At 72.1% G+C, this 11,399-nt stretch carries 11 protein-coding genes; 6 read left to right on the top strand and 5 right to left on the bottom strand.

Translation table 11 applies throughout. The features are described 5' to 3' along the window. The 3 genes from AB0J52_RS13005 to AB0J52_RS12995 form a co-directional block, all read left to right on the top strand. Positions 1–258 (top strand): lysophospholipid acyltransferase family protein (locus tag AB0J52_RS13005; protein ID WP_500181776.1); only part of this gene is annotated, 258 nt, incomplete at its 5' end. A 63-nt stretch (positions 259–321) separates the two neighbouring features. Continuing rightward, entirely contained in the window at positions 322–918 is a 597-nt protein-coding gene (locus AB0J52_RS13000) for a 3'-5' exonuclease (protein ID WP_500181775.1), read from the top strand. A 162-nt stretch (positions 919–1,080) separates the two neighbouring features. Then, positions 1,081–1,593: an ATP-binding protein gene (locus AB0J52_RS12995; RefSeq protein ID WP_500181778.1), complete on the top strand. Its 513-nt coding sequence runs from the start codon at positions 1,081–1,083 to the stop codon at positions 1,591–1,593. A gap of 344 nt (positions 1,594–1,937) precedes the next feature. Here the strand turns inward: AB0J52_RS12995 and AB0J52_RS12990 are convergent, their stop codons facing one another. After that, positions 1,938–3,383: an MFS transporter gene (locus AB0J52_RS12990; RefSeq protein WP_500181774.1), complete on the bottom strand. Its 1,446-nt coding sequence runs from the start codon at positions 3,381–3,383 to the stop codon at positions 1,938–1,940. A gap of 1,042 nt (positions 3,384–4,425) precedes the next feature. Between AB0J52_RS12990 and AB0J52_RS12985 the strand changes: the two genes are divergently transcribed. Continuing rightward, positions 4,426–5,004: a TetR/AcrR family transcriptional regulator gene (locus AB0J52_RS12985; RefSeq protein ID WP_500181773.1), complete on the top strand. Its 579-nt coding sequence runs from the start codon at positions 4,426–4,428 to the stop codon at positions 5,002–5,004. A 337-nt stretch (positions 5,005–5,341) separates the two neighbouring features. On the opposite strand, the gene AB0J52_RS12980 is transcribed toward AB0J52_RS12985, so the two are convergent. Then, on the bottom strand, positions 5,342–6,397 hold the full coding sequence (locus tag AB0J52_RS12980; RefSeq protein ID WP_500181772.1) for a mechanosensitive ion channel family protein: 1,056 nt from the start codon (positions 6,395–6,397) through the stop codon (positions 5,342–5,344). Positions 6,398–6,564: 167 nt separating this feature from the next. On the opposite strand from AB0J52_RS12980, the gene AB0J52_RS12975 reads away from it, so the two are divergent. Then, positions 6,565–8,187 carry a CocE/NonD family hydrolase gene (locus AB0J52_RS12975; RefSeq protein ID WP_500181771.1) on the top strand — a complete coding sequence of 541 codons (1,623 nt, stop codon included), beginning with the start codon at positions 6,565–6,567 and terminating at the stop codon, positions 8,185–8,187. 27 nt (positions 8,188–8,214) lie between these two features. Here the strand turns inward: AB0J52_RS12975 and AB0J52_RS12970 are convergent, their stop codons facing one another. Genes AB0J52_RS12970 through AB0J52_RS12960 form a run of 3 tightly spaced genes read right to left on the bottom strand, consistent with a single transcriptional unit; the run spans position 8,215 to position 10,497 of the window. Beyond that, on the bottom strand, positions 8,215–8,664 hold the full coding sequence (locus tag AB0J52_RS12970; RefSeq protein ID WP_500181770.1) for a peroxiredoxin: 450 nt from the start codon (positions 8,662–8,664) through the stop codon (positions 8,215–8,217). After that, positions 8,661–9,242: a histone deacetylase gene (locus AB0J52_RS12965; RefSeq protein ID WP_500181777.1), complete on the bottom strand. Its 582-nt coding sequence runs from the start codon at positions 9,240–9,242 to the stop codon at positions 8,661–8,663. The genes AB0J52_RS12970 and AB0J52_RS12965 overlap by 4 nt, the downstream gene beginning before the upstream one ends. 7 nt (positions 9,243–9,249) lie before the next feature. Further along, the gene (locus AB0J52_RS12960) at positions 9,250–10,497 is read right to left on the bottom strand and encodes a serpin family protein (protein WP_500181769.1); all 1,248 of its coding nucleotides are present in this window, start codon (positions 10,495–10,497) and stop codon (positions 9,250–9,252) included. A gap of 393 nt (positions 10,498–10,890) precedes the next feature. On the opposite strand from AB0J52_RS12960, the gene AB0J52_RS12955 reads away from it, so the two are divergent. Then, on the top strand, positions 10,891–11,399 hold a 509-nt coding region (locus tag AB0J52_RS12955), incomplete at its 3' end, for a glycosyltransferase (protein WP_500181768.1).

Genomic DNA, 11,399 nt, shown 5'->3' with positions numbered 1-11,399 from the left:
GGGCGGCTCACGCTGCGGACGGGCGCGCCGGTCGTCCCGGTCGCCCTCGTCGGCACCGACCGGCTGCGGTCGCACGGGAAGTACCTCCCGAAGACGGGCAAGGTCGAGGTGCGGTTCGGCGAGCCGATGACGTTCACCGGCGAGGAGCGGGACCGCGAGGCCGTCCGGCACGCGACCGACCAGGTCATGCAGGCCATCCAGAAGCTGTCGGGGCAGGAGTACGTCGACTCCTACGCGCCGCTCCGCCGGCGCGGCTGAGCGGCCGGCCGGCAGCGGATATCCGGTCGCGGACGACGTCCGTCCGCCGTTACGGTGCCGCGCATGGAGGATTTCGGGCGCTACGTGAACGTGGTCGACATCGAGGCCACCTGCTGGGAGGGATCCCGTCCGCCGGGCCAGGTCAACGAGATCATCGAGATCGGCCTCTGCGTGGTGGACGTCCCCGCGCGCGAGCGTGTCGAAAGGCACCGCGTACTGGTCCGTCCCCAGCGGTCGCGGGTGAGCGAGTTCTGCACGCGGCTGACCGGTCTCACCCAGGACGAGGTGGACACCGGCGTCTCGTTCTCCGAGGCGTGCGCGCTCCTGGAGCGCGAGCACTGGGCTCATACGCGCGCGTGGGCGAGCTGGGGCGACTACGACCGGAAGCAGTTCGAGCGGCAGACGGCGGCCGTCGGCGTCCGGTATCCGTTCGGCCGTCGTCATGTGAACGTGAAGGCCCTGTGGTCCGAGGCGCACCGCCTTCCGCAGAAGCTCGGTATGGCGGGCGCTCTCAAGCACGCCCGCCTTCCGCTCGAAGGACGCCACCACAGCGGCGTGGATGACGCCTGGAACATCGCCGCCCTGGTCCTGCGCCTCGTCGAACGTGATGACTGGCCCACCGGACCGCGCCCGGGAGCACCCGCGCCGCACGCGTCCTGACCTGCTCGTCCGCGGTGTGGCGGTCCGCCCTGAGGCCCCCTCGGGGTGGGAGCGTATGGGCCGTGTGGAGGCAGGGACAGGTTTGGGGCCCGGGGTGAGGGCAGGCCTTAGACGACCGATACAGCCGTGAGGCCGACGACGCGCGGGGAGGCGTTGAGCAACGTGGAGATCAACCTGGAGTTGCGGTTGCCCGGGGACAGCACGAGCGTCCCGGCCGCGCGGCGGCTGCTCAACGCGTCACTGGCCGCCCTGGGGGTGGACGAGTCGATCTGCGACGACATCGAGCTGATGCTGACCGAGGCGTGCACGAACGTGATCCGGCACGCCGGAGCGGGCGACGAGTACACCGTGCGGCTGACCATCGTCGACGAGCGGTGCATGATCCGGGTGATCGACTCCGGGCGGGGCGTGGACATCCAGGCCGTCGAGGCCGCCGAGAAGGGCGCCGCGCCGACCGCCGAGTCGGGACGCGGCCTGCAGATCATGCGCGCGCTCGCGGACGACGTGCGCTTCCACACCTTCCCGGACCACGGGTCGCTGGTGGCGCTGGAGAAGCACCTGAAGTACCGCGACGACAGCCTGGGCAGCCGGATGGCCGCGGCGGACTGGTCCACGAACGGGCACGCTGACCGGAGCGCGGAGCGCGTCGCGGAGAGCAGCCGCCGCGAGGCGTGACCGGGCATCTGCGCCGGACGAGAAGCGGCGCACGCGCCCTACCGAACGGTCGGACGCGGACTTGTCTTGATTGCCGATGGTGAGCGGCGTAGCCAATGACGAGCATTCTTCTTTGGGCTGAGTCGTGCGCCCCGGTCACCTCACGGCCTTCTCCGTAAGCGGCGCGGAGATCTGGAGAGCCGCCCCTGGCATCGGTTTCGGGATGCCGTCTGACCAGGCATTTCAGTGGGTTATCCACAGTCAGCCCTTCGGCTTTCCCGTCAGGGTGACGGCTGGGCACGATGGAGGCACCGGGACGTCCGATGGCGGGCGTCGCCGGTGCCGGTCCGATCGTGGACGTCGGCTCAGTCCGACGGCCGTGCCGAACGAAGGGTGAGGAACGCGATGAGCGAGGCGACCAGGCCGAAGGCCGCTCCGGTGACGAACGTCCCGGCGAGGGCGTCGGTGGCGGCGGGCCCGCCCGAGCGGGGGGCGATCGCGTCGAAGACCGTCACCATGACGGACACTCCGAGGCTCGCGCCGGACCACAGCACCGTCTGCGCGACACCGGCGGCGGCTCCCGAGTCCTCCGGCGTCACACTGCCCAGAATGGTCGCCATGAGCGGCATCACCGTGAGACCGCCGCCGGCGCCGTACAGCACAAACGGGCCGAGGAGTCCGGTGGCGTAGCCCTGGTCCGGGTCGAGAGCGGTCAGCCAGAGCATGGCCAGCGTCACGAGCAGAGCGCCGGTCGTCACCAGCGTCCGCGCGCCGAACCGTCCGAGCAGTCTCGGCGCGAGGCGCACCACCGCGAACTGCGTGCCCACGATCGGGAGGAACGCGGCCCCGGCCTTCAGCGGCCCGTACCCGAGCTCCTGCTGGATGTACTGGGTGAGGAAGAAGAAGCCGCCGAACATCCCGCAGGCCACGGCCGTCAGGACGACGAACGCGCCCGCGCGCCGCCGGTCGGTGAGCAGCCGCAGGGGAACGAGCGGATGCCGTACTCGTGCCTCGACCAGGACGAACGCCACGAACAACAGGAGGGCCGCGCCTAGTGCGGCCAGCACCGGTACGTCGCGCCAGCCCTCCGAGCCGGTCCGGACGAGCCCGTACACGAGAGCCGTCAGGCCGACCGTGCCGGTCACCGCACCGGCGACGTCGATCCCGACCGCGCGGCGCGGGAGCTCGGTGAGCACCCGGGGCGCCGCCAGCGTGATCGCCACACCGATGGGAAGGTTGATGAAGAACACCAGCCGCCACGAGGACACGTCCGTGAGCACGCCCCCGAGCAGCATCCCCAGCGCGCCGCCCGCTCCGGTGACCGCGGAGGAGATGCCGAGCGCACGCACCCGCGCCGCACCGGTGAACAAGGTGGCGATCAGTGCCATCGCACTGGGCGCGGCGAGCGCCGCCCCGGCGCCCTGCAACGCTCGGGCGCAGATGAGCACCCCGCCGTTGGAGGCGACGCCGCCGAGCAGCGACGCGAGGGTGAACAGCACGATCCCGCCGACGAACGCGCGGCGGCGGCCGATGATGTCGCCCGCGCGTCCGCCGAGCAGGAGAAGCCCGCCGAACGCGAGCGTGTAGGCGTTCTGCACCCAGGCGAGCCCGCCCGTGGAGAGATCGAGCGCGCCGCGGACGTCCGGAAGCGCGATGGTGACGACCGAGGTGTCGACCCCGACCATGAGCTGGCAGCCGACGATGACCGCGAGCACGAGTCCGGGATGATGGGGGGAGTCAGGCGACGGACGCGGCGACGAGGTGTTCGGGATCTCCTCGATGCCCACCCGTCCGCCCGGAACAGTCGACAAGACGACCTCCGAGAGGATCAGATTTAAGGAACGGTGGCGTTCACTATGCGCCGAAGCTACCACCCCAACCCCACAAAGGGAACGCCTGCGTTCACTATTTCTCTCGTCGGTGTGCCCTCGACTCACGCCCCCTCGCCCGGTTTCCGCACCTCCCAAGCCCGCACGCTGCTCTCTCAAGCGCCTCTCCGCCACACGCAACTCCCCCGCCCAGCGCCCCCTCGCACAGCGCTGCGCCGCACAGCGTTGCCCCGCACAACCCTCAGCCCCAAGCCCGTCCCGCCCGCATCCTTGAGCCCCACACCCCTCCCGCCCACACCTCTCCGCCGCTCATCCCTCCCGTCCACACCTCTCAGGCCCGCATCCCTCCCGCCTACGCCCCTCCGCCGCTCATCCCTTCCGCCTACGCCTCTTCGCCGTTCCTTCCTCCCGCGCACAGCACTTCCGGCCACCCCACTCCCCCGCACGTCCCTTCCGCCGACGCCCCTCGATCCAGGGCACTCCCCCGCACGCCGCTCCCTGAGGCCGCGCTAGAACCATTCGCGAAGTGGTCTCAGCCCGTGCGCGAAGGTGTGACCTGCCCGATGCAGCGAAGCCGGAGGCGAGCGAAGACGGTTCTCCACCCGAGGTGGCCGTCGCGGTGCGGGATCCGATGCATCCTTCGGACGAGGCCGACCAGGCTCGTAAACGCAAGGGCACAGTTCCTGAGGGGGCCGGCGAACGAGGTCGGCCCAGGCATCCAAGGGGGCGGCGGACGAGGTTCGCCCCTCACGTCCGAAGGGGCGGCTGACGGGGTCGGCCCGGGCGAACTGACTGATGCCTGACGCCCACCAAGTTCCTCGTCGGCCTGCGCGCAGTGCTGTGGGCTCGGCCGCGGCGGTCGGGGTCCTGTTATGCGGCGTCGCCGCCCGTGCCGTTGAGCCACACGGGTATTCCTTGCTGGAGGGTGGGGTGCTGGGAGGCGGGCTGGGTTGTGGTGGGTGGGCGGCGGGGTGGGGGCGGAGAGTACGTTTTAGGGCGGTGGAGCGATCGGAGGGTGGGAGTGGTGAGTACGCCTACGCGGCGGCGCGGTGAGGCTCTGGAGAGCGCGATCCTGAACGCCGCGCTCGACCAGTTGGCCGAGGTCGGATACATCCGGCTGACCATGGAGGGGGTCGCGGCGGCCGCGCAGACGGGCAAGGCCGCGCTCTACCGCCGCTGGTCGAGCAAGGAGGAACTGGTCGCGGACGCGCTTGAGCACGTCCTGCCGGTGCCCGCCGAGATGCCCGTCCACGACAACATCCGGGACGACCTCCTGGAGCTGATGACCTGCTACCGGCGCGTCGTGGACGCCACCCGGGGGACGGCCTTCCAGGTCCTCAAGCAGGACGGGGAGCAGTCCACGGACCTCATGCGCGACGTCGTCCGGGACCGTGTGATCAGTCCGCTCAAGCAGCTGCTCCTCGCCGCGCTGGAGCGCGGCGTCGAGCGGGGCGACGTCCGGCCGTCCGCCGCCACGCCCATGAACGCCGAGACCGGCCCCGCCATGGTCATGTACCGCTGCACGCTCGACGCGGGAGCCATCACCGACGAGTTCCTCACCGAGCTCGTCGACAACGTCCTTCTGCCCGCCGTCCGGCCCTGACCGCGGACAACGATCGGCGCGTCCCTGCTCGGCCGGCGCTCCCGCCCGGCCGGTCCGCGCCACCGACATCGTCCTCGGCGGCTCCTGCCTTCATCACTCCCCGGACGGAGGCGTCGTCCGCGTCCGCGCGTACGCCGAGGGCGCCCACCTGGTCGTGACCGTCGCCGGGCCGAGTCGAGCGCGGTCACGGACGCCTCGCCACGTCGCTCCGCAGGACGCTTTGCCGACGGCAGCGGGCATGCGCGCCGAAACACTCGCGCCGACCAGGTGAGCGCCAACCGGCTTCGGTAGGCGCGTTCGGTTCTGGGGAGCCGCCGGAATCCGCTGGTGGGGGTTGTCAGTCGGTGAGGTGGGGGTGGTCGGGGCGGGGGTTCGGGAGGAGGAGTTTGCGGGTGGGCGGGGGCATCTCGATGCCCTCCAGGCGGAAGCGGCGGTGGAGGCGCTTCACGAACTCGTGCTTGATGCGGAACTGGTCGCCGAACTCGACGGTCCGCAGGATGACGGTGAAGTGGATGCGGGAATCGTCGAAGGTGTGGAAGCGGACGAGGGGCTGGGCGTCCTTCACACCGCCCTCGACCTCGGCCATGATCTCGTGGCCGACCTCGATGACGACCTTCTCCACGTGGTCCAGGTCGCTGTCGTAGGCGCAGCTCGCCTGGAGCAGCAGGGACATGTCCTGCGCGGGGCGGTGGTAGTTGGTGAGGATCGTCTTGGAGAACGTCGCGTTCGGGATGACCTCGATGTTGTCCGACAGGGTGCGGATGGAGGTGTTGCGCCAGTTGATGTCGACGACGTAGCCCTCCTGCCCGCTGCTGAGCTTGATGTAGTCGCCCGGCTCCATCGTGCGGGACGCGAGGACGTGGACGCCCGCGAAGAGGTTGGCCAGGGTGTCCTGCAGCGCGAGCGCGACGGCCAGGCCGCCGACGCCGAGGGCGCCGAGCAGGGGCGTGATGGAGACGCCGAGGCTCTGCAGCATCACCAGGACGCCGACGCCGAGCACGACGACCTTGCTGATGTTGGTGAAGATGGTGACGTTGGCGGCGGTGCCCTGGCGGATCAGCGCGACCGACGCGATGATCCCGGCGACCAGGCGGGCCAGCGCCAGCGAGACGAACAGGACCGTCGCGGCGGTCAGGACGCGGCCGGTCGCGACCATCGTCCCGTGCCGCAGGGGCAGGGTGTTGGCCGCCAGCCAGGCGCCGCCGAGCACGCCGAGCGGCAGCGCCAGGTCCTTCAGGAGGCGGGCGGCCAGGTCGTCCCAGGCCCACCGGGTGTCCTCGGCGCGCGCCGTCAGCCGCTTCGCGAACAGGCGAAGCGCGACGGCCAGCACCAGGGTCGCCGCCATGACGGCCGCGGCGATGATGATCGGTTCCCAACCGGGCCACTCAGGCATGCTCCGGCATCCTCCACACACGTCGGGCGTTCCAGGCAAAGCATCGATCGTAGTCGCGTCGCGCGTCCGGTTCGCGGCTCTTGGGGCAGACCATCCGGACTGGGGAGGAGTGCCTGATGGGGTCGTCGGTGCGGGGGATTACGATCGGGCGGGTGGTAGGAACGGGGATGCTGCGCCGCCTGGGGGTCACGGCGCTCGGTCTGCGGAACGGCCCCCACCGGGTCGAGGTCACCAGGGACGTCGAGGTGCCGGCGGGTGACGGCGTCACGCTGCTCGCCGACCACTACGCGCCGGTGGGAGTGGAGCGCCCGCCGACCGTGCTGGTGCGTTCGCCGTACGGGCGGCGCGGGCCGTTCGGGCTGATGTGCGGGCAGACGTTCGCCTCGCACGGGTTCCAGGCGGTCGTGCAGAGCGTGCGCGGCGGGTTCGGGTCCGGCGGGGTGTTCGAGCCGCTCGACGAGCGCGAGGACGGCCTCGCCACGATCGAGTGGCTGAAGCGGCAGCCGTGGTTCGGCGGGACGTTCGCGATGCACGGCCCCAGCTACCTCGGGTACGTGCAGTGGGCGGTCGCCGCCGAGGCCGGGCCGGAGCTGCGCGCGCTGTCGATGCAGGTCACCGCGTCGTCCTTCCGGGAGGCGGTGAACGTCGGCGGGACGTTCGCGCTGGAGGCGGCGTTGACCTGGGTCGACCTCACCGCCCGGATGAAGCATCCGCTGTCGGGGGTGACCACCGGGATCATGTCGCCGCGGCGCGCCCGCCGCGCGGCGCTGTCCGGCAAGCCACTGGCCGAGCTGGACGTGCTGGCGACCGGCGCGCAGCAGAAGTTCTTCCAGGACCTGCTCACCCACGGCCCCGACACGCCGTTCTGGGACCGCCGCGACTTCACCCGGACGGTGTCGGAGGTGTCCGCCCCGGTCAACATGACCGGCGGCTGGTACGACATCTTCCTGCCCTGGCAGATCAAGGACTACGCGGCGCTGCGGGCGGGCGGCCGGCGGCCGTACCTGACCATCGGCCCCTGGTTCCACGCCGACGGCCGGATGATGCGCGACTCGGTCGGCGAGTCGCTGAACTGGTTCCGCGCGCACCTGCTCGACGACCCGTCCGCGCTGCGCGAGCTGCCGGTCCGGCTGTACGTCACGGGCGCGAACGAGTGGCGCGACTTCCCCGACTGGCCCGTGCCGGGCATGCGCGAGGAGCGCTGGCACCTGCATCCGGACGGCGCGCTGGCCACGGACGCGCCGCCCGAGTCCGAGCCCGACCGCTACCGGTACGACCCCGAGCACCCCACGCCGTTCCTGGGCGGCCCGACGCTGCTCGGCGACAACCATCCGGTCGCCGACCAGGCGAAGCTGGAGCGCCGCCGCGACGTCCTGACCTTCACCTCGCCGGTGCTGGACGAGCACCTGGAGATCATCGGCCCGGTCTCGGCCGACCTGTACGTCCGCTCGAACCGGCAGCACACCGACTTCGTCGTGCGCCTCTGCGACGTGGACGAGGAGGGCGTGTCGGTCAACCTGTGCGAGGGCATGCGGCGGCTGGTGCCCGGCACTCCCGATCCCGACGAGGAGGGCGTCCGCCGCATCACGGTCGAGCTCTGGCCCGCCGGGCACCGGTTCCGCCGCGGCCACCGCGTCCGGGTCCAGGTGTGCAGCGGGGCCTATCCCCGCGTCTCCCGGAATCCGGGCACCGGGGCCCCCATCGGCACCGCCACCGACCATCTCACCGCCGACCAGGAGATCTTCCACGCGCCGGACCGGCCGTCCGCCGTGCTCCTCCCCCGCGTCTGACCGGCGCCGGCACGGGCCGCCGTCGGGTCAGAGGTTGCGGAGGGCGGCCAGGGCCCGGTCCGCGTGGACGTTCATGCGGACCTCGGACTTGACGATCTCCAGCACGCGGCGGTCCGGGCCGATGACGAAGGTCTGGCGGCGGGTGGGGGCCAGGGCGAAGCCCCGCTTGACGCCGAAGGCGGCCCGGACGGCGCCGTCGGGGTCGGACAGGAGCGGGTAGCCGAGGGAGTGCCGGCCCGCGAACTCCAGTTGCTTGGCGGGGGCGTCGCCGCTGATGCCGACGGGCCGGGCGCCGAGGTCGGCGAGTTCTTCGGCGACGTCCCGGAAGTGGCACGCCTCGGCGGTGCAGCCGGGTGAGAGGGCCGCGGGGTAGAAGAACAGCACGACCGGGCCGTCCGCGAGCAGGTCGCTGAGGCGGCGGGGCGCGCCGGTCTCGTCGGGCAGCTCGAAGTCGTCCACCACGTCACCGACGTTCATGGGCGAACCGTACCAAGGGCCCCCGGACGGGACATCAGGTAGGCGGTGGCCTGTTCGGGCGTCCAGCCGTGGGCCTCGCGCAGCCCGGCGGCGAGCATCGTGAGGTAGAGGTCGGACGGCGGGTTGAGGTCGGCCTCGGCGGCGCCGTGCGGCGAGGTGAAGGTGAGCATGGGGTGGCCGTCCAGCTCGCCGGTGTTGAGGACGGTCTCGTAGCGGCCGGGGCCGAGGGTCTGGCGTCCGGTGGTGAGGGCGGGCGTGAGGTCGAGGTCGGCGCCGGGGTCGCGGCGCATCTCCTGGGCGAGGACGTCGCAGAACTGCCCGGCGGTCAGCAGGTAGGCGCGGGCGGGCGCCTCGCCGTCCGGCGCGGGGTCGTAGAACGCCATGCCGCCGCCCCAGACCAGGGACGTGAGGGCGAAGTAGATGCCGCCCGGCAGGTGGACGGGCCGGTCGGCGGCGGGCGGGCGCGGGTCGCGGCAGCCGGGGTAGGTGCGGGCGGCCCCGGCCGGGCGCCCGCCCCGGACGTAACAGAGGAACCGGTCGCGGTGCAGGTTGGAGCCGTACGCGACGTACCAGAGCATCACCCGGTCATTGTCGGGTGGGATCGGCGACCCGGGCCATGAACAGCGACTCTCCGGTTCTCGCGTCGCGGACGACCATGAGGTAGGGGCGGTCGAACACGACCTCGATCTTCCTGGTCGGCGCGGGCGCGGCGGTCGCCGTGATGCCGCTCCCGGTGGCGGCGGCGCCCTCGGTGCCCTTCTCGTCCACCCGCAGCGTGGCGGCGTGCTGGACGAACCCGATCTTCCCGGCCTTCGGGGAGATGCCGTGCAGGTCGGCCTGGTCGGAGAACGCGACGCCCATGCCGAGCCGGGTGAGCAGCGGCGTGAGTTCGCGGCGGGACGTCAGGTCGGTCTTGGGCAGGAAGACGTCCACGTCGGGGCCGGTCGCGAGGGCGCCGGTCAGGCGGTCGAACGTCGGGCCGGACATGGCCGGGCAGCCGGACGCGGCGGCGTCGGGCAGCAGGGCGGTCATGCGGAGCCTGCCGCCCGAGTAGGGGAGGTCGACCGCGGTCCATCCGGCGGTGCGGGCGTAGCCGAAGTGGCTCTTGGCGTTCATGAGCGTCGCCTGGACGGTCCGCTTGTCCGAGGTCGTGAAGCGGCCGGGCGCCCCGGGCTTGAACCGGGTCCGCCACTCGGCCTTGAGGTAGACGGCGTCGGTCAGGACCCAGCCGATGTCGGGCTTCACCTGGCCCTTCGGCAGCAGCTCGGGGATCTTCCCCTTGGTGTCCTTCTTGATCTGGGCGTTGATCGCCTTGCGGGCGCCCTCGGGCTCGCGCGCGAAGTCGAGGGTCTTCAGCCCGGCGTCGTAGCCGGTGGCGAGCCTGTCCAGGTATCCCTTGTCGGTCGGGACGCCGGAGTCGGCCCAGACCTGGTCGGAGACCCTGACGGTCACCTTCTCGCCGTCGAGCGTGCGCGTCCCGGCCGTCCGCGCGCGCAGGCCGGGCAGCAGGTCGCCGGACGGCAGGTGCAGGGCCCGGGCCATGGCCGCCGCCGTCCGGCCGCGCGCGCCCTGGTGCACCATGCCGAGGCTGGAGGCGACGCTGCTCGGCGACAGGACGATGTTGGCGTTCGGGTCGGCGGCGCACCAGGCGGAGAGCAGTCCGAAGCCGAACGCCGTGTCGGCGCGTCCGAGCGGGCGGGGGTCGCCGGGCGCCACGTCGAGGACGGCGCCGCGCAGCACGTGCGGCCGGGGCGCCTGGCCGCCGCAGGCCGCGAGGCCGGCGGTGACCGCCACCGCGCAGGCCGCGGCGGCGAGAGAGCGGGGAGTCGGCATGCCGGTTGGACGGTGGCGCGGAGGCCACGGTTCCGTGGCGGACCCAGGTCGGGTTCAGTCCATGGGGAGGCCTTGGCGGAGTTCCTCCGCAAGGCCGGGAGATGACCTGTTATCTCGCTCTTAGGGCGATTTGCGGGCCGAGATCGCCTCACCCCGAAGTCATGGCAAACTCCCCCACTCGCCACTTTTCATTGTGACAGCCACCACGCTCACGTTTGGCGGAGACGCGGCTCGGGGACTATGGTCGTTGTGACCGCCTGAACCGGCGCGGGGACAGCCAACCCCCCGCCCGGAGCCCGAAGAGGGCGTGTCAGTGCAGGTCACTTGCTTGTCACAGGTGTCTACGACGCAGATACCTCCCGGTTAACTTGTGTGCTGACCCGGAGGTCCCCAATGCGTCGCTCCCTGAACATCGCCCTCGTCTCCGCTTCCGACTTCAGCAGCGACGACTCCCAGGTGTCGCATGTCCGCGAGCTCGCCCGCGCCCTGGCCCGGTCCGAGGACGAGGGCGGCGCGGGCCACCGCGTCTCGGTCTTCGGCCGGCGCTGCACCCCCGAGGTGCCCGCGCGGACCCGCATCTCCCCCGGCGCGACCCTGTACAACCTGACCGCCGGCCCGGTCGAGCCGCTCACCGACGAGCAGCTCCTGGACCACGTCCGCGACCTGGCGGACGAGCTGCGCCGACGCTGGTCCGGCGCGGGCCGCCCCGACGTCGTGCACGCGCACGGCTGGATCGCCGGGCTCGCCGCCTGCGCCGTCGCCCGCGAGCTGGGCATCCCCTTCGCGCAGACCTTCCACGGCATGGCCGCCACCGAGGCGCGCGCCGGACGGACCGTCCACCCGGCGCGGGCGCGGCTGGAGCGGGCCATCGGCCGCGGCGCCGACGTCATCCTCGCGCGCAG

Origin of the sequence: Spirillospora sp. NPDC049652, assembly GCF_040675125.1 — a bacterium.
GTDB lineage: Bacteria > Actinomycetota > Actinomycetes > Streptosporangiales > Streptosporangiaceae > Spirillospora.
Note: the sequence above shows the minus strand (reverse complement) of the source record. Positions and strands in the feature narration are given on the sequence as shown.